Source organism: Caballeronia sp. GAFFF1, from assembly GCF_023630705.1.
Lineage (GTDB): Bacteria > Pseudomonadota > Gammaproteobacteria > Burkholderiales > Burkholderiaceae > Caballeronia.
In genome coordinates, this window is the sequence record NZ_JALQEM010000001.1 from 99,169 (window position 1) to 121,990 (window position 22,822).

General features: G+C 64.5%; 24 protein-coding genes. 5 read left to right on the forward strand and 19 right to left on the reverse strand.

Going from position 1 to position 22,822, the window contains the following annotated elements:
- Window positions 1-439 precede the first annotated feature (439 nt).
- Entirely contained in the window at window positions 440-808 is a 369-nt protein-coding gene (locus tag NCR37_RS00490) for a hypothetical protein (RefSeq protein ID WP_250471023.1), read from the forward strand.
- Between the two features lie 534 nt (window positions 809-1,342).
- Window positions 1,343-2,446, forward strand: a complete 1,104-nt coding sequence (locus NCR37_RS00495) for a porin (protein WP_250471024.1) — start codon at window positions 1,343-1,345, stop codon at window positions 2,444-2,446.
- 78 nt (window positions 2,447-2,524) lie between these two features.
- Here the strand turns inward: NCR37_RS00495 and NCR37_RS00500 are convergent, their stop codons facing one another.
- Window positions 2,525-3,490, reverse strand: a complete 966-nt coding sequence (locus NCR37_RS00500) for an NAD(P)H-dependent flavin oxidoreductase (RefSeq protein WP_250471025.1) — start codon at window positions 3,488-3,490, stop codon at window positions 2,525-2,527.
- A gap of 222 nt (window positions 3,491-3,712) precedes the next feature.
- Here NCR37_RS00500 and NCR37_RS00505 point away from each other — a divergent pair, with 222 nt between their 5' ends.
- Window positions 3,713-4,600 carry an alpha/beta fold hydrolase gene (locus tag NCR37_RS00505; protein ID WP_250471026.1) on the forward strand — a complete coding sequence of 296 codons (888 nt, stop codon included), beginning with the start codon at window positions 3,713-3,715 and terminating at the stop codon, window positions 4,598-4,600.
- A gap of 138 nt (window positions 4,601-4,738) precedes the next feature.
- On the opposite strand, the gene NCR37_RS00510 is transcribed toward NCR37_RS00505, so the two are convergent.
- From NCR37_RS00510 to NCR37_RS00535, 6 genes are read right to left on the reverse strand one after another with little or no spacing between them, the layout of a single operon-like run.
- Window positions 4,739-5,650 carry an MBL fold metallo-hydrolase gene (locus NCR37_RS00510; RefSeq protein ID WP_250471027.1) on the reverse strand — a complete coding sequence of 304 codons (912 nt, stop codon included), beginning with the start codon at window positions 5,648-5,650 and terminating at the stop codon, window positions 4,739-4,741.
- Window positions 5,647-6,204 (reverse strand): DUF1289 domain-containing protein, encoded by a 558-nt coding sequence (locus NCR37_RS00515; RefSeq protein WP_250471028.1) that lies wholly within the window; start codon window positions 6,202-6,204, stop codon window positions 5,647-5,649. Before NCR37_RS00515 ends, NCR37_RS00510 begins: the two co-directional genes overlap by 4 nt.
- A gap of 35 nt (window positions 6,205-6,239) precedes the next feature.
- Entirely contained in the window at window positions 6,240-6,752 is a 513-nt protein-coding gene (locus tag NCR37_RS00520) for a YbaK/EbsC family protein (protein ID WP_250471029.1), read from the reverse strand.
- A gap of 22 nt (window positions 6,753-6,774) precedes the next feature.
- Entirely contained in the window at window positions 6,775-7,695 is a 921-nt protein-coding gene (locus NCR37_RS00525) for a hydroxymethylglutaryl-CoA lyase (protein WP_250471030.1), read from the reverse strand.
- Window positions 7,696-7,725: 30 nt separating this feature from the next.
- A complete protein-coding gene (locus NCR37_RS00530) occupies window positions 7,726-8,667 on the reverse strand; it encodes a 2-hydroxyacid dehydrogenase (protein WP_250471031.1) in 942 nt (313 codons plus the stop codon).
- Window positions 8,668-8,672: 5 nt separating this feature from the next.
- A complete protein-coding gene (locus NCR37_RS00535) occupies window positions 8,673-9,155 on the reverse strand; it encodes a VOC family protein (protein WP_250471032.1) in 483 nt (160 codons plus the stop codon).
- A 153-nt stretch (window positions 9,156-9,308) separates the two neighbouring features.
- Here NCR37_RS00535 and NCR37_RS00540 point away from each other — a divergent pair, with 153 nt between their 5' ends.
- Window positions 9,309-9,911, forward strand: a complete 603-nt coding sequence (locus NCR37_RS00540; protein ID WP_250471033.1) for an RBBP9/YdeN family alpha/beta hydrolase — start codon at window positions 9,309-9,311, stop codon at window positions 9,909-9,911.
- Window positions 9,912-9,984: 73 nt separating this feature from the next.
- On the forward strand, window positions 9,985-10,983 hold the full coding sequence (locus NCR37_RS00545; protein WP_250471034.1) for a sulfate ABC transporter substrate-binding protein: 999 nt from the start codon (window positions 9,985-9,987) through the stop codon (window positions 10,981-10,983).
- Between the two features lie 433 nt (window positions 10,984-11,416).
- Here the strand turns inward: NCR37_RS00545 and NCR37_RS00550 are convergent, their stop codons facing one another.
- From NCR37_RS00550 to can, 12 genes are all read right to left on the reverse strand, one after another.
- On the reverse strand, window positions 11,417-12,034 hold the full coding sequence (locus NCR37_RS00550) for a type VI secretion system amidase effector protein Tae4 (RefSeq protein WP_250471088.1): 618 nt from the start codon (window positions 12,032-12,034) through the stop codon (window positions 11,417-11,419).
- On the reverse strand, window positions 12,034-12,591 hold the full coding sequence (locus NCR37_RS00555) for a PAAR domain-containing protein (protein WP_250471035.1): 558 nt from the start codon (window positions 12,589-12,591) through the stop codon (window positions 12,034-12,036). The genes NCR37_RS00550 and NCR37_RS00555 overlap by 1 nt, the downstream gene beginning before the upstream one ends.
- A gap of 393 nt (window positions 12,592-12,984) precedes the next feature.
- Window positions 12,985-14,022 carry a biotin synthase BioB gene (bioB, locus tag NCR37_RS00560; RefSeq protein ID WP_250471036.1) on the reverse strand — a complete coding sequence of 346 codons (1,038 nt, stop codon included), beginning with the start codon at window positions 14,020-14,022 and terminating at the stop codon, window positions 12,985-12,987.
- 6 nt (window positions 14,023-14,028) lie between these two features.
- A complete protein-coding gene (bioD, locus tag NCR37_RS00565; protein ID WP_250471037.1) occupies window positions 14,029-14,730 on the reverse strand; it encodes a dethiobiotin synthase in 702 nt (233 codons plus the stop codon).
- Window positions 14,727-15,917 carry an 8-amino-7-oxononanoate synthase gene (bioF, locus tag NCR37_RS00570; protein ID WP_250471038.1) on the reverse strand — a complete coding sequence of 397 codons (1,191 nt, stop codon included), beginning with the start codon at window positions 15,915-15,917 and terminating at the stop codon, window positions 14,727-14,729. The genes bioD and bioF overlap by 4 nt, the downstream gene beginning before the upstream one ends.
- Complete coding sequence (locus tag NCR37_RS00575) at window positions 15,914-17,221, reverse strand: adenosylmethionine--8-amino-7-oxononanoate transaminase (protein WP_250471039.1); 1,308 nt, start codon at window positions 17,219-17,221, stop codon at window positions 15,914-15,916. The genes bioF and NCR37_RS00575 overlap by 4 nt, the downstream gene beginning before the upstream one ends.
- Before the next feature lie 291 nt (window positions 17,222-17,512).
- Window positions 17,513-18,757: a dienelactone hydrolase family protein gene (locus tag NCR37_RS00580; RefSeq protein ID WP_250471040.1), complete on the reverse strand. Its 1,245-nt coding sequence runs from the start codon at window positions 18,755-18,757 to the stop codon at window positions 17,513-17,515.
- 325 nt (window positions 18,758-19,082) lie between these two features.
- Window positions 19,083-19,502 carry a YchJ family protein gene (locus NCR37_RS00585; RefSeq protein ID WP_250471041.1) on the reverse strand — a complete coding sequence of 140 codons (420 nt, stop codon included), beginning with the start codon at window positions 19,500-19,502 and terminating at the stop codon, window positions 19,083-19,085.
- Entirely contained in the window at window positions 19,499-20,107 is a 609-nt protein-coding gene (locus NCR37_RS00590; protein ID WP_250471042.1) for a glutathione S-transferase family protein, read from the reverse strand. Before NCR37_RS00590 ends, NCR37_RS00585 begins: the two co-directional genes overlap by 4 nt.
- Before the next feature lie 28 nt (window positions 20,108-20,135).
- Window positions 20,136-20,813, reverse strand: coding sequence for an SDR family oxidoreductase (locus tag NCR37_RS00595; RefSeq protein WP_250471043.1), 678 nt, complete (start codon window positions 20,811-20,813; stop codon window positions 20,136-20,138).
- Between the two features lie 22 nt (window positions 20,814-20,835).
- A complete protein-coding gene (locus NCR37_RS00600) occupies window positions 20,836-22,029 on the reverse strand; it encodes an acetyl-CoA C-acetyltransferase (protein WP_250471044.1) in 1,194 nt (397 codons plus the stop codon).
- Window positions 22,022-22,798, reverse strand: coding sequence for a carbonate dehydratase (gene can / locus NCR37_RS00605; RefSeq protein WP_250471045.1), 777 nt, complete (start codon window positions 22,796-22,798; stop codon window positions 22,022-22,024). The genes NCR37_RS00600 and can overlap by 8 nt, the downstream gene beginning before the upstream one ends.
- Window positions 22,799-22,822: the final 24 nt, after the last annotated feature.

Consider the following 22,822-nt stretch of genomic DNA (forward strand, 5'->3'; position numbering starts at 1 on the left):
CGTTTGGTTCAGCTAGCGTCGCGTCAGGGAAAACCATGATTTTCGCTTGCGGTCGATTAAATTGGCAAATTCATTTCTTCGATCGATTAATTCCCCTTTCGCATGAAAACGCGCGGAGCCGTGGCGACTCGCAGCAACTTTCAGGCCGCGCTCGCTCGCAGAAGACGCCGCTATCGTCCTATGAATCCGCGCGCCAATAAGGACGGCGAAGCGAAAAAACTCTGACGTAACATGGTGTTACAACCATCGCGCGGGCCTAACACTTTTTGGCTCGACGGCTCGCGCGAAGGTTAATAAATTATTGGATGCGCTGGTCGGGCGATGCGCTCATCGTCCTCGTCGGTAGGTTTGCAGATATCGATGACGGCTCGCGCCTCCGTAGGCGGCTATGGCTGCGCTGAGCGGATGAATACTCGTGCTGGATGCAGGCAGTTCTGACATGGCGCTCACAGGCTTTCGCAAGACGACTCGGTTTCTCGCTTCCACCGCGCTCATCGGGCTCGCGGCGGCAGGATCGCTCGCGCTCGCGGGGCCGCGCGTCGAATGGCTGTCGTCGGCCGTTTTCGAGGACTCGCCTGCGAGCCGCCAGTCGCTGCATGCCACGCCGATCGCCGCCAAGGAGGGGCTCACGCCCGTAAGCGCCGAGATGCGCCCGACGCCGCGCGGCGAGCAGGCTGCGGCGTTTCACGGCACAGGCTCCATTCGCGCGGACATCACGCGCTACAACGAAGAACGCAACGTGCCCCGTCCGCAGGGCCGCCCGTCGGACGACGGCCGCGCGCCTGCCGCGTCGAACTTCCGCAACTGAGCGGCCCGCCCGCCAACGCGCGTCTCCCGATCGCGCGGCCCGATGTTTCGTGTTGTTTCGTCCTGGTTAACGAAAAACAATTGGCGCGTCCAGCCCGCATGTCACGGTGACGTAATCTCACCACAATAGGGCGTCACTTTTCCTGTCAGACGTTCCCCTCTTTTTTCCGCGCAAGGACAATGCGGCCTTCGGTTCATTGCGCGCTTCTCTTTGTTTCGAAACTCCTTTCATCGCGTCGGAAGGCGCGCCGCGCCTGCTTTCCGGTGGGTCGCATCGCGTGGTTCGCAGCGGTGCGATGCGGGCGGCGTGCGAGAAGCATGAGCGTCGCGAACGACGCTCGCATGACGGAGTACTCGAAACGCTATACCCGCAATAACGATAAAGATTTTTGACCGGAGAAATGGTCCGTAAAGATGGTGCCGCTCCACACGCGATGCCTCTCGTCAGAAGCCCATTACGCCGGTCAGACGAGGTGAGCCCCAGGTTCCTCGCCCGCCACGCTTTTAATTTTCGACAAAGACAGGAGAGTTCAAGATGCCAACCGTCAACCGTGCGCCGCGCAACACGCTGAAAGCAGCGGTCAGGGCCACCGCAGTCGCAGCGATGATCGGCTTTTTCGCCGCGGGCGCTGCTCACGCGCAATCGAGCGTGTCGCTGTACGGCCAGGTCGACGAATGGGTCGGCGCCACCAAGTTTCCCGGCGGCCAGCGGGCGTGGAACGTCAGCGGCGGCGGCATGTCGACGTCGTACTGGGGCATGAAGGGCGCCGAAGATCTGGGCAACGGCTACAAGGCGATCTTCACGCTCGAGAGCTTCTTCCGCGCTCAGAACGGTCGCTACGGCCGCTTCGACGGGGACACGTTCTTCGCCCGCAACTCGTATGTCGGCATTCAAGGTCCGATCGGTACGTTCACCGCTGGCCGCCTGACCACGCAACTCTTCGTCTCGACGATCCTGTTCAACCCGTTCGTCGATTCGTATGTGTTCTCGCCGATGGTCTATCACGTGTTCCTCGGCCAGGGCACGTTCCCGACCTACACGACGGATCAGGGCGTGACGGGCGACTCCGGCTGGAACAACGCCGTGCAGTACACGACGCCTGACTTCAACGGCCTCTCGGGCAGCGCGATGTACGCATTCGGCAACAGCGCCGGCGACAACCGCTCGAAGAAGTACAGCGCGCAGTTCCTGTACTTCCACGGCCCGTTCGCGGCGACCGGCGTCTATCAGTACGTGAACTTCAACAACACGCCGGGCGACCTGCCGACGTCCAATGCGTTCACCACGCCGGGCTTCAAGAGCCAGAGCGTCGGGCAACTGGGCGCGTCGTTCGACATGAAGTACGTGAAGTTCTTCGCGCAGTACATGTACACGAAGAACGACATCGAACCGACCTCGTTCCACGTCAACACGGGTCAGGGCGGCGTGACGGTGCCGGTCGGCCCCGGCACGGTAATGGCGTCGTACGCGTACTCGCGCAGCAACGGCGGTCTCGATCAGACGCACAAGAGCTGGGCGGTCGGCTACGACTATCCGCTCTCGAAGCGCACCGACGTCTATGCCGCGTACCTGAACGACAAGTACACCGGCATGTCCTCGGGCGACACGTTCGGCGTCGGCATCCGCGCGAAGTTCTGAGCGAAGCGCCGAGCCGCAAACGAAAACACCGCGCCGAGTGCGCGGTGTTTTTTTGCAGGCGACGCCAGACGCGGCGGATCAACGAATCGCCAGCCGCCTCTTCGCCTCCTCATACTCCTCTTTCAGCCGCGCAACCAGTTCGGCGACGCTCGGCGTGTCGTGCATCAGGCCGACGCCCTGACCCGCGCCCCAGATATCTTTCCACGCCTTCGCCTTGGTGGAAGCGCCATCGCCGAAATTCATCGCGGTCTTGTCGGATTCGGGCAGCGCGTCCGGATCGAGCCCCGCGTTCAGGATGCTCCGGCGAATGTAGTTGCCGTGCACGCCGGTGAAGAGATTCGTGTAAACGATGTCCGCCGCGCTCGAATCGACGATCGCCTGCTTGTAGCTGTCGAGCGCATGCGCCTCGCGCGTCGCGATGAAGCGCGTGCCCATGTACGCGAGGTCCGCGCCCATCGCCTGCGCGGCGAGAATCGAGCCGCCGTTGGCGATCGAACCCGACAGCACGATCGGTCCATCGAAGATGCGCCGCACTTCGCCGACGAGCGCGAACGGCGACGTGGTGCCCGCGTGCCCGCCCGCGCCCGCCGCGACGAGAATGAGCCCGTCGACGCCCGCTTCGAGCGCCTTTTGCGCGTGCCGCAGATTGATGACGTCGTGCAGAACGATGCCGCCATACGAATGCACGGCGTCGATCATCTCCTTGACCGGCGCCCGCAGGCTCGTGATGAAGATCGGCACCTTGTGCTCGACGCACACGCGCACGTCATGCTCTAGCCGCGCGTTGGACTGATGCACGATTTGATTCACCGCGATCGGTCCCACGACGGCATCGGGATTCGCCGCCTTGTGCTCGGCGAGCGACGCCTGAATCTGCGTGAGCCATTCGTCGAGCAATTCGGCCGGCCGCGCGTTCAGCGCGGGAAACGATCCGACGATTCCCGCCTTGCACTGCGCGAGCACGAGTTCGGGGTAACTGACGATGAACATCGGCGAGCCGATGACGGGAAGCGCGAGATTCTGCAGGACGGCGGGTAGGGCCATGAGACGAGTCTCCTGATGTGTCATCTCGTTCGACGCAAGCTCAAGCATGCCTCGAAGCGATGAATAGGAACGATCGTTCGATTATAGGCAGCGCGAGCTTGCTGTGCATGGAGGCAAATCCGAGTGAATCCTCGGTTTTCAGGCAATTCGGGCGTTGCACGGGTGAGCATTCGAAGCGCCACGCCTACAATGACCTGCACACCGACAACAACAAGAACCCACATGTCTTTCGCAGGCTACGAGCCGTTTTGCGTCGACGCCGCAGGCGTCGCTATCGCGGGCGTGAAGGGCGGCAACGGTCCGCCGCTTCTGCTCCTGCACGGCCATCCGCAGACGCACGAAATCTGGCACAAGTGCGCCGACGTTCTTGCGCGCCACTTCACGGTGATCGCGACGGATCTGCGCGGCTACGGCGCGTCGGCGAAACCCGAGAGCGACGACCAGCATGCGCCTTATTCGAAGCGCGCGATGGCCGCCGATCAGGTCGCCGTCATGCGGCACTTCGGCTACGAGCGCTTTCTCGTGTGCGCGCACGATCGCGGCGCGCGCGTCGCGCATCGCATGGCGATGGACTTTCCCGGCGTCGTCGATCGCTTGATGCTGCTCGACATTGCGCCGACGCTCGCCATGTACGAAGCGACCGACCGCGAGTTCGCGACCGCGTATTTCCACTGGTTCTTGCTCATTCAGCCGTCGCCGCTGCCGGAACTGCTGGTCGGCGGCAATCCGAACGCGTATATCGACCGCGTGATGGGCAATCGCCACGCGGGCCTTGCGCCGTTCGCGCCGCATGCGTTGCAGGCGTACCGCGATGCGCTCGCGCAGCCGGGCGCGGTCTACGCCATGTGCGAGGACTATCGCGCGTCCGCGAGCATCGACCTGGAACACGATCGCGCCGATCGCGAGCGCGGGCTCAAGATCGCGTGTCCGTTGCGCGTGCTGTGGGGCGAAGAAGGCGTGATCGAGCGATGCTTCGACGCGCTCGCCGAATGGCGGCGCGTGGCCCGCGACGTGAGCGGCCGCGCGCTGCCGTGCGGGCATTACATTCCGGAGGAGCAGCCGGATGCGTTGATCGAAGAGATGCTGGCGTTCTTCGACACCGCGGCTTGACGACGAAGCGTCAACCATCTGTAGGGAAAGCACCGATGCACGGGGTATATCGTCGGGTTACGATCGATTCGACGTTGATCACGTCTATGTTCGCCGCTTGCCGTAGCTGACAAGCGGCTTTCTTTTTGCCCGCGTTTTCTACGCGACGGCCACCACGCCCGCGTTCACCTTCACCGCGCCCGCCTGCGCGAGTTCCCCGACGATTCGCTCCAGCAACGCGCGGCGCTCGCCCGGCGCGGCAAGCGCATTCGCGGCGGCGCGCATGGCGCGCGCCGTTGCGGTGGTCGCGAAGAGCGCGTCGAAGCTCATGGCGCGCACTTCCATCAGCTTGAAGACGATCAGCACCTTCAGCGCGTTCTTTGCGTTGCGGGCAGGATCGGCCTGCAAGTAGTCGAGCCGTGACGAGGCGACATCGAGCGCGCGCGCCACATCCGTGAACGGCGCGCCGTGGCCGGGAATCACGAGACCAACGTCGAGCCGCGCGATGAGATCGAGCACCGCGCGTTCTTCGGCGAAACCGCTTGCGCCTTCGAGCTCCGGAAAGATCACGCCGAAGCCGTTCTCCCACAGCGCGTCGGCGCTGATGAGCACGCGCGTCTCGGCGCAGTAGAGCATCAGCGAGTGCGGGTCATGTCCCGGCGCGCCGAGCACCGACCATGCGAGTCCGCCGAGCCTGAGCGTGCCGCCCGGCGCAATGGTGCCCGTGAAAGCGAAGCGGTCGCACCGCTGAGCGGTGGCGTTGAAACTGAGCGCGTGCTCGTTCCATTCGCGCACGGCGTCGGCCTCGCTCGCGGGGATCAGCGTGTCGCACGCATACGTTTGCTGGAGCAGCGCGTTGCCGCCGCAATGGTCCGAGTGCAGATGCGTATTGACGATCAGATCGAGCTCACGCGCGCCCAGCTTCTGTCGGACCAGCGACAACGTTTGCGGCGCATGGGAGACGTAGCCCGTATCGACGAGCGCCGCGCCTTCGTCGTCGACGAACAGCACATTGTTCGACGAGAGCCAGCCGCGCTCGAAGACGGTCATGGAGTCGGGTAGCGCGTTCAAGGCGCGGTCTCCTTCGGCATGACGACGATGGTCGCCGTCGCCTTCATCACGGTTTCGCCGAGTTGATTCCGGGCGCCGCCTTCGAGCTTCGTCAGGTCGCCGCCGAGGCTCGCTTTCCACATAGCTTCGATGACCCGCCAGCGCATGGTGAGCACGTCGCCCGCCTTCACGGCGCGCGTCAGTTTGATGCCGAATTCGAGGCCGAGCGGCTGTGCGTATCGCGCGAAGTGGTCGGCGATCATCGCCATGAGATGCGCGGTCGGCTGCGTGCCGGACGCGATCAGCGCGCCGAAGCGGCTCGCGCGCGCGTAGGCTTCGTCGTGATGCAGCGGGTTCGTGTCGTTGACGAGCGTCGCGAACTGGCGGATGGAATCGGCCGGCAGTGCGAGCGTCGCGTCGAACGATTCGCCCAGCATCACGACGCGCGCGCCTTGCCGCCGGCTCGGGATGCGCGCGAGCACGCTGCGTTTCGCGGCGTCGTCATAGGCGCTCCATTCGGCGATCTCGTCGATGGTGCGAAAGCAGCCATCGCAGAAACCTGTTTGCGCGTTCATGCGGCAGACGTCGACGCACGGCGACGGCACGCCGTTCATTGGGCCGCCGTCTCGCGCAGCGCGACATCGGCGACCGGCGCGCCCGTCAGATCGATCAGCTCTCGCGGCGACAGGTTGAAGACCGCATGCGGATGCCCGGCCGCGGCCCACAGGCTGCCGAGCGCGAGCAGGTCTTCATCGATCAGCGTCACGGGCTCGACCGCATGCCCGATCGGGCACACGCCGCCGATCGCGTAGCCGGTCTTTTCTCGCACGAACTTCGCATCGGCGCGGGCGAGTGCGCCGACGCGCGCCGCGACTTTCGCTTCGTCCACGCGATTCGCGCCGCTCGCGATCACGAGCACGGGCGCATCGTCTTCGCGGCGGCGGAAAAGAATCGACTTGGCGATTTGCGCGACCGCGCAGTCGAGCCCGGCCGCCGCTTCCGCCGATGTCTTCCCGGTCTCGGGCAGCATCACGACCGGATGCGGATGACCGCGTTCCTGCAACAGCAATGCGACGCGGCGCGCGGAATCGGGCAGGGCTTCGATAGGAGTCGGTTCGATCATGGAGTTTCTCTTCGTGACACGCTTAGACGCAGACTTCGCCGCTCTTTTTCTTCGCGAGCAACGCGCGGCCGGCGCGCGAGGCGCTCGGCTTGCCGATTGCGCGGGAAATGAAGTCGCCAATCTCGACAAGTTCATCGAGATTCACGCCGGTCTCGATGCCGAGCCCGTTCATCAGATACACGACGTCTTCGGTCGCCACATTGCCCGTCGCGCCCTTCGCGTACGGACAGCCGCCGAGCCCCGCGACGGACGCATGAAAAATCTCGATGCCTTCGAGCAGCGCCGCATAGATGTTGCCGATGGCCTGGCCGTACGTATCGTGGAAGTGGCCGGACAGACGCTCGCGCGGAAACACCTTCGATGCCGCCGCGACCACCTCGCGCGTGCGCTTCGGCGTGGCGACGCCGATGGTATCGGCGATGTCGATTTCGTCGCAGCCGAGCGCCTTCATCCGCTCGACCACATCCACCACGGACGCCACGCTTACTTCGCCTTGATACGGGCAGCCGAGCGCGCACGAAATGCTCGCGCGCAGCCGCATGCCGGCTTCCTTCGCGGCTTGCGCGACCGGCTCGAAACGCGCGATGCTCTCCGCAATGCTGCAATTGATGTTCTTCTGCGAGAACGCCTCGCTCGCCGCGCCGAAGATCACGACCTCGTCGGCCTTGGCTTCGAGCGCGCCTTCGAAGCCGCGCATGTTCGGCGTGAGAACGGAGTAGATCGTGCCCGGCCGGCGCTCGATGCGGGCCATCACGGCGGCGGCGTCGGCCATTTGCGGCACCCACTTCGCGGATACGAACGATGTCGCCTCGACATTCACGACGCCCGCGCGCGCGAGCCGGTTCACGAGCTCGATCTTCGTTTCCGTCGAGACGAATTCCTTCTCGTTCTGCAGACCGTCGCGCGGTCCGACTTCGACGATTTTTACTTTGGTGGGAAGCATGGCTGTCTCCGTTATAAGCCCTCGCGCGAATCAATAACCGCGCTTGAAATCCACGACGCCGCTGATTGCTTCGCCGCGCGCGAGCGCCCGGATCTTCGCGGCGATCTGCACGACGCTTTCCTCGCGCAACGTCTCCGCCGATATGTGCGGCGTGACGCTGACGCGCGAATGCCGCCAGAACGGATGATCGGCGGGCAGCGGCTCGGCATGGAACACGTCGAGCATCGCGTGGGACAACTGCCCGCTGTCGAGCGCGGCGAGCAGGTCGGCGTCGACGACATGCGGGCCGCGCGCCACGTTCACCAGATACGCGCCGCGCGCGAGCCTGCCGAACGCGCGAGCATTCAGGATGCCTTCTGTATCCGGCGTATGCGGCAGCAGGTTGATGAGCACCTTCGCGCCGTCGAGAAAGGCATCGAATTGCTCAGGGCCGGCATAGACCGCGACGCCTGCGATGTCCTTCGGCGTGCGGCTGTAGCCGCGCACCGGCACGCCCAGACCGACGAGCGAACGCGCCACTTCAGCGCCGAGCACGCCCAAGCCCAGCACGCCGACCGTGAAGGTCTTGCGCGCATGCTGCGGCAGTTTCTGCCAGCGGCCTTCGCGTTGCTGCTCGTCGTATTCGTCGAAGCGGCGCATGAAGCGCAGCACGGCATAGGTCGCGTATTCGACCATCTGCTGCGCCATGCCGGTGTCTTCCAGACGCACGAGCATGGCGTTGGGCGGCAGCGTGCCCGGCTCCTTGCGTTCAACATCCAGAATGGCATCGACGCCCGCGCCGAGATTGAACACGGCCTTCAGATCCGGACGATCGGCGAAGAGCTCGCGCGGCGCGCGCCACACAACCGCATAGTCGGCGTGCGCGGTGTCGCCCGGTTGCCAGACGCGCACGTCCGCTTCGGGCAGTTCGCGCGCGAAGTCGCGCAGCCAGGCGTCGGTGTCGGTGTGTTGCTCGTAGAAGATGATCTTCATGCGGCTCACTTGGCGAACAACTGGCCGATGTCGTTGAACGCCTTGAATTCGAGCGCGTTGCCGCACGGGTCGAGGAAGAACATTGTCGCCTGCTCGCCCACTTCGCCCTTGAAGCGGATATGCGGCTCGATGATGAACGTCGTCCCCACGCCCTTCAGGCGCTCGGCGAGCGCGTGCCAGTCGCCCATCGAGAGCACGACGCCGAAGTGGCGCACCGGCACGGCGTCGCCATCGACGGCGTTCTTCGGGGCGGGGCGCGCCTCGTCGGGCGAAAGATGCGCGACCAGTTGATGCCCGAAGAAATCGAAATCGACCCACTCCGGCGAACTGCGTCCTTCGGGACAGCCGAGCAATTCGCCGTAGAACGCGCGGGCGTTCTCGAGACTGGTGACGGGGAAGGCGAGATGGAACGGCTGCAGCGTGCGTTGCGTCCTGGAATGGTCCGCGTGCTCGAAGCGGCCGGCGGATTCATCGGGTAGATCGGACATGGTGCCTCCCTGTGACGATTCGGATCATTTTACGGTGACGGCGCGCTCGGCGCGCGGCTGCGAATAACCAAATGACGATTGAATCGTTCGCGGCCGCCCTGCATCACGCGAGAATGACGCCTGAACCCGACGCAGCGCGAGGCATGCATGAACATGAACGACGAACCTTTCCGGCGGCCGGTGCTCGTGACCGTGCCCGGACTGCACGGCAGCGAAGGCGCGCACTGGCAGAGCTGGCTGGAGCGGCAATACGTGGAGGCATCGCGCGTCGAGCAGGCCGATTGGGACGCGCCGCATCTCGACGAGTGGGCGAGCGCCGTCGAAGCGCGGCTCGACGCCTTGCAGCGGCCTGTGGTGCTCGCCGCGCACAGCTTCGGCTGTCTCGCGGTCGCGCATGCGTTCAGGCGTGCGCGCAGCCGCGCGCTCTCTCGCGTGACCGGCGTGTTGCTGGTGGCGCCGGCGAGCCCGGACAAGTTCCGGCTCGCGGGCCGGTTCGAGCCACAGCGACTTGCTGTGCCGTCGATCGTGGTCGGCAGCGAGACGGATCCGTGGATGCCGGTCGACCGGGCGCGCGATCTCGCGCAGCATCTGGGCAGCGCGTTCGTGAATTTCGGCGATGCCGGGCACATCAACACGGCGGCGGGATTCGGTCCGTGGCCGCACGCGAAGTATCTCGTCGATACCCTCTCGCATTACGCGCCGCCCGAGGCGAACGGCGAGCGCGAGCGGTTGCCGCTTGAACATGCGTATGGCTGATGCTGCTTAAGCGCATCCGATAACATACATGGCCGCCTGCGAGCGGCCTTTCGCTTTTTTTGACGGGGAACTCATGGCGGCATTCAGGCAAGTCGCGCTCGCGACATTGATCATGGCGACGGGCGTCGCGCACGCGGACACTACGCTGCTCAACGTCTCCTACGACGTAACGCGCGAGCTATACAAGGACATCGACGCGGCCTTCGTCGCGGACTACAAGAAGCGGACCGGCGAGACGGTTTCGGTGAGGCAGTCGCATGGCGCGTCGAGCGCGCAGGCGCTGTCGGTGATGCAGGGCTTGCAGGCGGACGTCGTGACGATGAATCAGCCGAACGACATCGACCTGCTCGCGGAGCGCGGGCAACTCGTGCCGGCGAACTGGCGCACCCGACTGCCGAACGGCAGCGCGCCGTACACCACGACGATGGTCTTCCTCGTGCGCCACGGCAACCCGAAGCACATCAAGGACTGGAGCGATCTTGCGCGGCCGGGCGTGCAGGCAATCATCGCGAATCCGAAGACATCGGGTAACGGACGCTACACCTATCTCGCCGCGTGGGGCTACAAGAAACAGCAGGGCGCGACCGACGCGCAGGCGCAGGACTTCGAGAAGGCGATCTTCGCGAACGTGCCGGTGCTCGACACCGGCGGGCGCGGCGCGACGACGACGTTCACGCAGCGCGGCATCGGCGATGTGCTCGTGACGTTCGAGAACGAAGTGGGGCTGATCGAAGCGGGTGCGGGCGCGAAGGACTTCGACGCGGTGTATCCGTCGTCGAGCTTGCTGGCGGAGCCGCCGGTTTCGATCGTCGATAAGGTGGTGGACAAGCGCGGCACGCGCAAGGAGGCGCAGGCGTATCTCGACTTCTTGTACACGCCGCAAGCTCAGGAGATCATCGCGCAGCATCATTTGCGGCCGCGTAATGCGGACGTGCTCGCGAAGCACGCGAGCGAATTCAAGCCGCTGAAGACGTTTACGGTGGAGCAGGTGTTCGGGAACTGGCAGAAGGCGCAGCAGACGCATTTTGCGGACGGCGGTACGTTTGATCAGGTCGTCGCCGACAAAAAGTAGATGCGGTGCAAGCCGCGCTGCGCTCCATTTCTCCTGAGGCGCGAAGTGATCGAGCACTTCCGGGTGAGAGCCTTTTATCGCCTGGAAGTGAGCGTTTCGCAGCACTACGCTGCCTATTGAGTAAACATGCCGCTAAAAAAGTAAAGGGCAACGATCACGCCTGTCAGCGATAGCGCATGGTAAGACCAACGCTTGACGCTCCACCTACGCCAGGCGTAAGCGTTCAGCGTTGCGCCCAAAGTGGCCGGGCCGAAGATGAACACATACAGCATGGGCCAGTTGTACCAGGCTAGCGGACACTGTCCCAGTTCATTGCATCCATGCGCCACAGGTTGCGGCGCGCGAAGCCAATCAATATGGCTCAATGCGACTAGGCATATCCACGTGATAAAGAGGCCGTAGCAAAATCCGACAACGCCGACCGCCAGCCGCTTCACTTGATCTCCCAGAAGAGAATGGCCTTAGCCCTGCCGAGGTCGGAGTAACCTACGTTTGTCCAGGGAATGTGCGCACTCGCTATTCCGACTCGCCGGCCGATAACGCCCAGAAGGCCTTCGCCGCTGGAGATGGTGAGTCGGCTGCCATTCCAGAGATCAATGTGACCGCCGCTAGCGTTAGCCGTGCTTTCGCCGTCGCGCGCCCAGTATCGCGAGAACTCGATGATACCCGTGCGACCTTCGACTCTTTTCTCCCAGTCCGCCCCGGTAATGTCCTCGGCCCTTGGCAGACCGGCGAATGGCTGGAGCTGGAGCCATTGCGCCAATTCATCGGCCCGGGTAGCAGTCGGCTTCCCATTGAGCAAGATGCGCCCGAGCTTCCCACCGGACACCGGCCGAACGAGTCTCTCCGAGAAGGACTTCATGCCGATCCCGACGCGTTGGAGCGTCACGCTCATGCGAATGGCGCATTGGTTGTCATAGGCTGGATTGTCGTACGGATCACCACTTGGGTAGTTAGCCCACAGTTCCGCAAATGTGACGGACCTGAGCGGCACTTCCTTAACGGAGCCCGGCGTGTTGTTCGTTCGTACGATGGTTTTTCCGTTCGGCATCACGTCCATCCCTCATGAGCCAAGGCATCGTCGCCCCAATGAACCGTATAGCTCGTTACGTCATCCGTGAATATGCGCGGTAATAAGCCGGCAAACTCAATGCGCCCGCTGTAGACCGCGCCCGCCGATGTCTCTATGACATACGGATAACCGATAAGCGAACCCCGAGCGCTCGCGGCGAGCACTTGTTCGCTGTAATCTGACGTCGGGCCACTACCGGGCGAACTGGCGTCGTTTTCTGCCAGCGTGGCGGATTCTTCCGCAGTGAAACTCATGGACATGTTTCGCTCGGCGTAGAACACCGGCGCGGGACTGCATCCACAGACGTTGATGTCGCCGCTCAGCGCCCATTGCTTGCCGTTGGGCCCCGTTCCGGCATGCCGGGGCCCGCGCGGCGCGATAAAGCCTGCTCGCTTGCAGGCATTGCAGTATGTGCTCATGCCGAGCGTTGCGATTTCTACGCGCGGGGGCGGGTTGGAACACGTAACGGTAGCGAGGCCTTGGGTGATGACGGCATCTCCCGCCCGGTCACCTTTGGCCAGAAATGAACGCTTCAATGTTGGATCATTTTTCGAGAGTGGTTGAAGGGTCGGCGCGCAAATGAAGGATCGGAAGACGCTGCGTAGACCGGCCACAACCTGCCGCATATTCGTGGCCAATTTCCACCAACGTTGTTTCGTTATCCTTGGTTTTCAGCACCCACTGTCGCTATGCTCGATTCTCGTTCGAGTGAAAGCGTTAGGATACGAGAGCAGCGTGGAACTTCAAGTGGACGCCGGTCGACGCATGCCGAAATCGACAAACTATGACGAGATTCTTCAATGCGCAGCGGCCGACGTGGTTGAAAGACAGAGACTTGCGGCGACGGCGATACGTCGAGCACATCGCCGCCGTTAGAAGATGACCCTCGCTGGGCTCGCGACCACCGACACAAGCCCCGCGCTTAACGCTCAATCCCCGCAGTGCCGCGCCGCCGTTTCGTGCGCCGCTTCCGCCCGCATTCCCAGCCGCTCGATAAGCTTCCGGTCCGCTTCCGCCTGCGGATTACTCGTCGTCAACAGTTGATCGCCGTAGAAGATCGAATTCGCGCCCGCCGCGAAGCAAAGCGCCTGCAACGCCTCGTCCATCTGCTCGCGGCCCGCTGACAAACGCACCATCGCCTTCGGCATCGTGATGCGCGCCACCGCGATCGTGCGCACGAACTCGAACGGATCGAGCGCCTCGGTGCCGGTCAGCGGCGTGCCCGCCACCTGCACGAGATTGTTGATCGGCACCGACTCCGGATACGGCTCCATGTTCGCGAGTTGCGAAATGAGACCCGCGCGCTCGCGACGCGATTCGCCCATGCCCACGATCCCGCCGCAACACACGTTGATGCCCGCATCGCGCACGTGCTCCAGCGTATCGAGGCGGTCCTGATACGTGCGCGTCGAGATGATCTGCCCGTAGAACTCCGGCGACGTGTCGAGGTTGTGGTTGTAGTAATCGAGGCCCGCATCGCGCAATGCCTGCGCCTGATGCGACTCCAGCATGCCGAGCGTCACGCACGTTTCGAGGCCCATCGCCTTCACGCCGCGAATCATTTCCTTGATCGGCTCCAGATGGCGGTCCTTCGGATTGCGCCACGCCGCGCCCATGCAAAAGCGCGTCGCGCCGTTGGCCTTCGCGGTTTCGGCGGCCTTCAGCACGGCATCGACTTCCATCAGCTTGTCGGCCTTCACGCCCGTATCGTGATGCACGGACTGCGGGCAGTACGCGCAATCTTCCTCGCAGCCGCCCGTCTTGATCGACAACAGCGTGGAAAGCTGTACGGCATTCGGATCGAAGTGCTCGCGATGCACCGTCTGCGCACGATACAGCAAGTCGTTGAACGGCAGTTCGTAGAGCGCGACGACATCGGCGACGCGCCAGCGCGCGGGCGCTTGCGTCGGCGTTTGCGCGTGCGAATGAGCGGGTTGAGCGGTGCCGGCAGTGAGAGTCTGCGTCATGTGAGTTCAGTCCTTGAGATGAAGCGTGTCGAGCAGCGTGTGCACGTCGAGGTGATCGGCGGCGGGCGCCGCATCGCGCGACGTGAGATGCGGAATCACGCCCAGAAGCGGCGCGGCGATGCGTTGCTTGAGCGTGGCGATGTTTTCGTCGGGATACAGCATATTCGGATCGACGCGATTGGCCACCCAGCCCGCGAGCGTCAGCCCGCGCGCAGCAATCGCTTCGGCGGTCAGAAGCGCATGGCTGATGCAGCCGAGCCGCATGCCGACGACGAGCACCACCGGCACGTTCAGCGCAATGGCGAGATCGGCGGTGTCGTGCGTCTCGTCGAGCGGCACGCGAAAGCCGCCGACGCCTTCCACCACGACGATATCCGCGAGCGTCGAAGCCGCGCGGTGCGCGTCCACGATGCGCCCGATATCCAGCGCGATGCCTTCGCGCGCCGCCGCGATATGCGGCGCGATCGGCTCGCGCATCATGAACGGCGTGCGCGTGTCGGGCGGCAGCGCGACCGTTGCGGCGGCGTCCAGTTGATCGGCGTCTTCGTTGTGCAGCATGCCATTGCGCATGACGGCGCCGGAGGCGATCGGCTTCATCGCGGCGGCGCGAAGCCCGGCGCGCGCCAAGCCGTGCAGCAGCGCGCAGGAGACGAAGGTCTTGCCGATCTCCGTATCGGTGCCGGCGACGAAAAGGGATAGAGCGGTCATAGCGTGTTCAAAGCGTGGTCGAGACGGTCGAGGTCTTCGCGGCTATGCGCGGCGGAAAGCGAAATGCGCAGGCGCGACGTGCCCGACGGAACCGTCGGCGGTCGAATGGCGGGCACCCAAAGTCCGTGCGCGTCGAGCGCGGCGGCGATGGCGAGCGTTTCGTCGTTGCCGCCGATCACGAGCGGCTGCACTGCGGTCTCCGAATCCACCGGAAGCCAGCGCGTGCGCTTCAGCATGGCGCGCGTGATGTCGATGAGCGTGGCGAGATGCGCGCGGCGCGCGTCGCCTTCATCGCCCGCAATGATACGGATACTCGCCGACACCGCATGCGCGACCGCAGGCGGCGAAGCCGTCGTGAAGATATACGGACGCGCGCGCTGCACGAGCCATTCGATGACGGTGGCGTGCGCAGCGACGAACGCGCCCGCCACGCCCGCCGCCTTCCCGAGCGTGCCCACATAGACGAGATGCGGCGAGCGCAGCGCGAAGTGCGCGAGCGCGCCGCGACCTTGCGGGCCGAGCACGCCGAAGCCGTGCGCGTCGTCGACGACGAGCCACGCGCCGTACTTCTGCGCCAGTTCGACGAGACCCGCGAGCGGCGCAATGTCGCCGTCCATGCTGAAGACCGTGTCGGTGACGATGAGTTTCGTCGCGGTCTCGTCGCGCGAGGCGTCCAGCATGGCGTCGAGCGCGGCGAGGTCCGCGTGCGGATAAATCTGCGTTTGCGCGCGGGAAAGCCGCGCGCCGTCGATCAGCGAAGCGTGATTCAGCGCGTCCGAGAACACGAGCGTGCCGCGCCCGGCCAGCGTCGTGAGCACGGCGAGATTCGCCATGTAGCCGGTGCTGAAGTAGAGCGCCCGAGGATCGTCGACGAAGCCGCCCGAGAACGCGGCCAGATCGTCTTCGAGTCGAGCATGAGCGCGCGAATGACCGCCGAGCAGATGCGAACCGCCGCTGCCCGCGCCGTAAAGCGCAGCGCCTTCGGCGAGCGCCGCGCGGATCGCTTCGTGCGCCGCGAGGCCGAGATAGTCGTTGCTCGCGAAGCCGATCATCGCGCGGCCATCGACGGTCATATGCGCCGAATTCGCGCCGTCGATGATCCTGCGACGGCGGCGCAGTCCGCGTGCGTCGATATCGGCGAGCCCTTGTTTCAGCGTGTCGAAAAGCGCCTGCGTGGTGTCGTTCATGCGGCGCACTCCGCGAGCGTGGCGTCGAGCGTATCGAGCGTGCGGTGCGCCAGCAGCGCGAGTTCGTCGTCGGAGAGAATGTACGGCGGCATCATGTACACCGTCTTGCCGATGGGACGCATCAGCAGTTCTCGCTGCAACGCGTTTGCGAAAAAGCGGCGCGAGAACGCGGCATCTTCGGTATCGACATCGAATGCGAAGATCGTGCCGCGCTCGCGGAAGTTGCGCGTGCGCGCGTGCTTCGCGAGCGGATGCAACGCTTCGCGCAGCAGCGCCGACTTGCACCGGTTTTCGGCGAGCACGTTCGCGCTTTCGAACAAGTCGAGCGTCGCGAGCGCGGCGCGGCACGCGAGCGGATTGCCCGTGTACGAATGCGAATGCAGAAAGCCGCGCGTGATGTCGTCGTCGTAGAAGGCGGCGTAGATTGCATCGCGCGTGAGCACGAGCGAAAGCGGCAGATAGCCGCCGCTGATGCCCTTCGACAGGCACACGAAGTCCGGCCACACGCCCGCCTGCTCGCACGCGAAGAAGGTGCCGGTGCGCCCACAGCCGACCGCGATTTCATCGGCGATCAGATGCACGCCGAACTCGTCGCACAGCGCGCGCAGGCGCGTGAGATACGACGCGTCGTACATCGCCATGCCGGCCGCGCACTGCACGAGCGGCTCGACGATCACGGCGGCAAGATGCGCCGCGCGTTCGGTGAACAGCGCGCGCATCGCTTCGATCGCCTCGTCCACGCCCGCCGACGCCGGCGATGCGACCACATGCGCGTGGCGAATCAGCGGATCGTAAGCGTCCTTGAAGAGCGCGACGTCCGTCACGCCGAGCGCGCCGATGGTCTCGCCGTGATAGCTGTTCGCGAGACACGCGAATTCGCGCTTCTCGCTCTGGCCGCGATTGCGCCAGAAGTGAAAGCTCATCTTCAGCGCGATCTCGACCGCCGAAGCGCCGTCCGACGCGAAGAACGCGTGGCCGAGCGTCTTCTGCGTGAGCGCGGAAAGACGCTCCGCCAGTTCGACGGCGCTCGCGTGCGTGCAGCCCGCGAGCATCGCGTGTTCGAGCGTGTCGAGCTGATCCTTGAGCGCGCGGTTGATGTCGGGATTCGCGTGGCCGAAAAGATTGACCCACCACGAACTGATGGCGTCGAGATAGCGGTTGCCCGCCGGATCGTAGAGCCACGCGCCCTTGCCGCGTGCGATCGGTACGAGCGGCATGCGCTCGTGATGCTTCATCTGGGTACACGGGTGCCACACGGCGGCGAGCGAACGCGCGACCCAGTCTTGATTGGCTTCTGTGTTCAAAACGGCTCCCAGGCCCGCGCGAACGCGAGCCGGCACATCGGGCAGGCGCGGCGGCCTGCGCTTTTCGAGGAAACTGCGCGAGACTTTCGCACGCTCCAATTATCCCGAAAATGCGCGCGGCCTTCGCTTTTCGCCCACCTTTTGGACATTGCAGCCGCGCGCATCCAAAGTGCGAAAACGCGCTTTCGCCCGCAACTTCGCTGAACGCGACGGCTAATCGTAGGATCGCCGTCGTAAGATGCAAAAACGCCGGCGCAGCGGCCGGCGTCGTTCGAAGCGTGACCTGCGCGTTCAGCGCGAGGCCGTCTGCGTGTCCGCGCTGTTGTTCTTCCAGACCACCGCGTTATCGACCGCGTAAAGCCTGCACGGGTCGCTGCTCTGCTTCTGGCAACCGGCAATGGCCACCGCCATCGGATCGTCGCCGCCTTCGGCCCACGACCACGCGCCCGAGTCGGAGACGGCGAACGCGCGGCTCGAATACTGGCTCAGGAAATTGCGATACCCGGCGCGGCCGGCTTCATCGACGAACGGCACGGACTGCACGGCGTCGAGGCTCGCGAAATCCGTGGCGTTCGGCGCGTGCGGCTCCGCGACCTCGTACTGCACGGCGGTCGGCATGCCGACTTGCGCGAGAAACGCCTTCACGCGCGGCCACCAGATTTGCACGCCGTCGCGATCGCCCACCAGACGGTGCGCGTCGTTCTTGTAGTTGCCGAAGTCGATCATGTTCGACCGCGCGCCGTGCGAGACGAAAGCCGTGTACATCTGCGACGCGAGATCGCCCGGCCAGACCGAATCGTTATCGCCGTACAGCCACAGCGACGGCAGGCGGACATTTTCGCCATACGCGCCGAAGGCATCGACGAGATTCTTCTGCCAGCCCGCGCATTCGTCCTGCCGCAAGCCGCCCGAGAAATTGATGAGACCGCGCACGCCCGGCGCGGCGAGCGCATCGCGCGCGCCGTAGGCGATGGTCGTCAGCCCGCCGTGCGACGTGCCCGCGACCACGATATGCGTCTTGTCGATGTAAGGCTGCGCGCTCATGTACTCGACGGTCGCGGCGACATCGCGCGCCTGGGCAAAACCGTTGGCTTCGACGTTGCAGCCGTGGCCCGCATAGTCGCCGCCGGAGCCCGCGAAGCCGCGGCGGTTCGGCACCACGACGACATAGCCGTGACGCACGAACTCGCGCGCGAGCGCGACCGGCCGGTTGCGCGGCTGCGCGTGCGAATCCCCGGGGAGCTTGCCGTGATTGAAGACGATCATCGGGAACGGGCCCGCGCCGTCCGGCTTGAAGACGGTGGTTTCGAGCGCGATGTCGTCTTCCGGCACCTCGATGACCGTTTCGTTCAGGCCATTCGCGACGACCGGCAGCCGCGCGTCGAGCGCATCCGGAATCTGGCTGAAGACGGGTGCCGTGAGCCCCTCGGATTGGCGGATGCCGCCGATCGGTTCGGCGTGGACGACGGACGCGACGAACGACGCCGCGAGCGAGCACGCCATGCTGCATCCGACCAACCAGGTTCTGATCGCCATCCGTGAACTCCGACCGCACTCGAATCAATGTCTTGATATGACGCGGTTCCGAAATCGCCGGTTGAAGTCACAAGCTGGCCGCGCTGCTGAGATGAGCAGTGTCGAATGCCGGGCGTTGGAGTCATGCCTCGAAAAGGCATGACAAATGGCTTCAGACTGGAAAAAACGGGTTGCCGCATTGGGCCGGGCGCGTGAATGACAGCGCCCTGACGCAAACACAGATTACCCGTTCAAAATTGCACTGCACAATAAAGGAAACCCCGTAACAGCTTAATCTGAAAGGAGAAGTTCAGGAAATAAATACCGTCTTATTTTAAGTGACGATTTACTTTTCGATGGTGTCGCCGTCGATATAAATCCAGTGGCTTTCGGAATTGCGCGTGAAACGGCTCGCTTCGTGCAGCCGATGCGCGCGCCCGCCGACTTTAAATCGCGCGACGAATTCGACTTCTTCGCGATTGCCGTCGATGACCGTGTGCCGTTTGATCTGCAAGCCGAGCCAGCGCGTGCCGTCGCCGGACGCGTCGAGATCGGGCGGACAGGTTTTCGCGTCCCATGTCGCGCGCAGATAGGCGGTGTCGCCGAGCACATAGGCCGTGTAGCGCGAGCGCATGAGTTCGATCGCGTTCGCCGGAAAAGCGCCACCTTCGATGAAGCGGCCGCAGCAGTCCGCATAGCGCGGCGCGCGCGCGTTCGGGCGCTGCGACGGCGACGCGCCGCCGCATGGACACTCGACCGGCTTCATGCGTCGACTCCCGGCATCTCGACATGGCCCGGCTCATCGCGCACGCGATCCAGCCACGCGCGAATGGCCGGATAGCGCGACAGATCGAGACCCGCTTCGTCGGCCACATGCGTGTAGGCGTAGAGCGCGATGTCGGCCACCGTGTAGCGCTCGCCGACAAGGAACGTGCGCGCCGCGAGATGCTGCTCCATCACGTCGAGCGCGCGATACGAACCGGCGGTCTTTTCGGGCAGACGCGGATCGTCGGGCTGCTTGAGAAACTCGCGGATGAAGCGCGCCACCGCGACATACGGCTCGTGGCTGTACTGCTCGAAGAACATCCATTGCAGCACTTGCGCGCGTTCAAGGCGATCGTTCGGAAGCAGCGCGGAGCCTTCGGCGAGATAGCAGAGAATGGCGTCGGATTCGGAGAGCGTCGTCGCTTCGTCGATGACAAGCACCGGCACCTTGCCGTTCGGGTTCAGCTTGCGGAAGGCGTCGGTGCGCGTCGCGCCCTGCATCATATCGACTTCATGCCAGACATAGGGCAAGTTCAGTTGTTCGAGCGCGAGCCGCACCTTGTAGCAGTTGCCGGACGCTGCCACGCCGTGCACGTGATAAGTCACTTCCCGATTCTCCTTGTCATGGCGCGGCTCACCAGTCGAGCCGCGTGCCGTCGTACTGAATGAAGCGGCCGTTGTACTCGTCGCGCAGCGCGTGCGCCTCTGCAATGACGGCGCGCATGCCGGTGACGCTGCGCGCCACGTCGATGGCCGCGGACGGTCCGCCCATCTCCGTGCGCACCCAGCCCGGATGCAGCGCGAGGCACGCGGAATGTCGCGACTGCACCGATGCTACCTTCAGCGCCGAGTTGAGCGCCGCCTTGCTCGCGCGATACAGCCAGCCGGTCGTGCCGCTCGCCTCGCCGATGCTGCCCATCTTGCTCGACACGACGGCGAGCACGCCCTGCGCGGCATCGACGAGCGGCAGCAGCACGGGCATCAGTTGCATCGGGCCGCGCACGTTAGTGTGCATGACGTGGTCGAAGTCCTCGGCGCTGATGGTCTCGACGCCTTCGGTGCGCGGGCCGTAGACACCGGACACGATGATCGCCGCATCGAGCCGCTCTTCGTCGAGCTGCCACGCGAGCGCGGCGATCTGCTCCGGCTGCGTGACGTCGAGCGAAAAGGTCTGCGCGCCCAGCGCATCGAGCGCGGAGAGGGCGGCTTTGTCGCGCGCGGTGGCGAGCACGCGCCAGCCGTCGCGCGCATATTGACGCACGAATTCGTGGCCGATGCCGCGAGACGCGCCGAGAATCAGAGCGGTTTTCATCAGTCGTCCTTTGTTGTCTGCCTCAAACGAGTTCGATGCCCATTGCCGTCGCTTCTCCGCCGCCGATGCACAGCGTCGCCACGCCGCGCTTTCCGCCGCGCGCGCGCAATGCGCCGATCAACGTCACGAGAATACGCGCACCCGACGCGCCGATCGGATGCCCGAGCGCGCACGCGCCGCCGTTCACGTTGACCTTGTCGTGCGGCAGGTCGTGTTCGCGCATGGCGGCCATCGTCACGACGGCGAAGGCTTCGTTGATCTCGTACAGATCGACATCGTTCGCGCGCCAGCCGTTCTTATCGAACAGTTTGCGGATTGCGCCGACGGGCGCGGTCGTGAAGAGCGCCGGCTGCTGCGCGAACGTGCTGTGTCCGACGACACGCGCAATCGGCGTCGCGCCGAGGCGCTTCGCGGTCGATTCGCGCATCATCACCAGCGCGGCCGCGCCATCCGATATCGACGACGAATTCGCCGCCGTCACGGTGCCTTCCTTCGCGAACGCCGGCTTCAGCGACGGAATCTTCTCGATGTTCGCCTTGAACGGCTGCTCGTCGCGATCGATCACGGTATCGCCCTTCCTGCCCGCCACCGTGACCGGCGCGATCTCCCACGCGAACGAACCGTCCTCGTTCGCGCGTCGCGCGCGGCGCAGCGATTCCACCGCGAACGCATCCTGCGATTCGCGCGAGAACGCATACGACGACGCGCACTGTTCCGCGAACGTGCCCATCAGGCGGCCTTTTTCGTACGCGTCTTCGAGGCCGTCCAGGAACATGTGATCGAGCACCTGCCCGTGTCCCATGCGCATGCCGCCGCGCGCCTTCGGCAGCAGATACGGCGCGTTCGTCATGCTTTCCATGCCGCCCGCGACCATCACGTCCGCCGAGCCGGCGAGCAGCATGTCGTGCGCGAACATGGCGGCGCGCATGCCGGAGCCGCACATCTTGTTGATGGTCGTGCAACCGGTCGAAAGCGGCAAGCCCGCGCCGAGCGCCGCCTGTCGCGCGGGCGCCTGGCCAAGTCCTGCGGGCAGCACGCAGCCCATGATCGCTTCGTCGATCTGCCCGGGGTTGAGGCCCGCGCGTTCCACTGCCGCGCGAATGGCGGCTGCGCCCAGTTGCGGCGCCGTCAGCGCGACGAAGTCGCCCTGAAACGCGGCCATCGGCGTGCGCGCGGCCGAAACGATAAGTACCGGATTATCTTGTGTCTCACTCATGTTTTAGCTCCTGAATGACGCCCTGAATGACAGAAGGAACATCGCCGAGACGCGCCGCGTCGGACGCGATCACGTCGTTTTCCGCTGCGTGTGCGCCGTCGCGCTTCAGCGCGGCGAGGCACGATTGATACGTCGAATCCACTTTCTCCTGCGCGCTGATCATCATGCCCAGATTGCGCAGACGGCCGTCGTGAACGCCGTAGGTCCAGCCATGCACGGTGAGCGCCTGCCCGCGCGACCAGGCGTCGTTGACGACGGTGGTGCGGCATACGTTGAGCGTCTGCTCGATGGTGTTCAGTTCGACGAGCCTGCGATGCCGCGCTTCGCCCATCGGCCATTCGTCGAGCAAGGCGGCGTGTTTCTCGCGCACGTCCTCGACATGGCGCAGCCAGTTGTCCGCGAGGCCCACGCGCCGGCCGACGAGCGCCGCGCCCACGCCCGAGCAGCCGTAATGACCGACGACCATGATGTGCTTGACCTTCAGCATGTCGACGGCGAACTGGATCACCGAGAGGCAGTTGAGGTCCGAATGCACGACCACGTTCGCAATGTTCCGATGCACGAACACCTCGCCCGGCGGCAAACCGATGATCTGGTTCGCGGGCACGCGCGAGTCCGAGCAGCCGATCCACAGATACTCCGGCGCTTGTTGATGCGCGAGCCGCTCGAAGAAATCGGCGTCTTCCGCGAGCTTGCGCGTAACCCAGTTCTGATTGTTCTCGAACAGATGAACGAGGGGATGGGTGGCTTCGTTGTGTCGGTCAGTCATGTTCGTGCTTATATAGTGTTACGA

Coding starts and splice junctions, on each gene's coding strand:
- NCR37_RS00515 (WP_250471028.1), bottom strand. CDS start 6,204: ATGAACGCGCAAACAGGTTTCTGCGATGGCTGCTTTCGCACCATCGAC.
- NCR37_RS00535 (WP_250471032.1), bottom strand. CDS start 9,155: ATGTCCGATCTACCCGATGAATCCGCCGGCCGCTTCGAGCACGCGGAC.
- NCR37_RS00580 (WP_250471040.1), bottom strand. CDS start 18,757: ATGGCGATCAGAACCTGGTTGGTCGGATGCAGCATGGCGTGCTCGCTC.
- bioD (WP_250471037.1), bottom strand. CDS start 14,730: ATGACCGCTCTATCCCTTTTCGTCGCCGGCACCGATACGGAGATCGGC.
- NCR37_RS00525 (WP_250471030.1), bottom strand. CDS start 7,695: ATGCTTCCCACCAAAGTAAAAATCGTCGAAGTCGGACCGCGCGACGGT.
- NCR37_RS00520 (WP_250471029.1), bottom strand. CDS start 6,752: ATGATCGAACCGACTCCTATCGAAGCCCTGCCCGATTCCGCGCGCCGC.
- bioB (WP_250471036.1), bottom strand. CDS start 14,022: ATGACGCAGACTCTCACTGCCGGCACCGCTCAACCCGCTCATTCGCAC.
- NCR37_RS00505 (WP_250471026.1), top strand. CDS start 3,713: ATGTCTTTCGCAGGCTACGAGCCGTTTTGCGTCGACGCCGCAGGCGTC.
- NCR37_RS00500 (WP_250471025.1), bottom strand. CDS start 3,490: ATGGCCCTACCCGCCGTCCTGCAGAATCTCGCGCTTCCCGTCATCGGC.
- bioF (WP_250471038.1), bottom strand. CDS start 15,917: ATGAACGACACCACGCAGGCGCTTTTCGACACGCTGAAACAAGGGCTC.
- NCR37_RS00550 (WP_250471088.1), bottom strand. CDS start 12,034: ATGCCGAACGGAAAAACCATCGTACGAACGAACAACACGCCGGGCTCC.
- NCR37_RS00530 (WP_250471031.1), bottom strand. CDS start 8,667: ATGAAGATCATCTTCTACGAGCAACACACCGACACCGACGCCTGGCTG.
- NCR37_RS00600 (WP_250471044.1), bottom strand. CDS start 22,029: ATGAGTGAGACACAAGATAATCCGGTACTTATCGTTTCGGCCGCGCGC.
- NCR37_RS00585 (WP_250471041.1), bottom strand. CDS start 19,502: ATGAAGCCGGTCGAGTGTCCATGCGGCGGCGCGTCGCCGTCGCAGCGC.
- NCR37_RS00540 (WP_250471033.1), top strand. CDS start 9,309: ATGAACGACGAACCTTTCCGGCGGCCGGTGCTCGTGACCGTGCCCGGA.
- NCR37_RS00490 (WP_250471023.1), top strand. CDS start 440: ATGGCGCTCACAGGCTTTCGCAAGACGACTCGGTTTCTCGCTTCCACC.
- NCR37_RS00545 (WP_250471034.1), top strand. CDS start 9,985: ATGGCGGCATTCAGGCAAGTCGCGCTCGCGACATTGATCATGGCGACG.
- NCR37_RS00495 (WP_250471024.1), top strand. CDS start 1,343: ATGCCAACCGTCAACCGTGCGCCGCGCAACACGCTGAAAGCAGCGGTC.
- NCR37_RS00595 (WP_250471043.1), bottom strand. CDS start 20,813: ATGAAAACCGCTCTGATTCTCGGCGCGTCTCGCGGCATCGGCCACGAA.
- can (WP_250471045.1), bottom strand. CDS start 22,798: ATGACTGACCGACACAACGAAGCCACCCATCCCCTCGTTCATCTGTTC.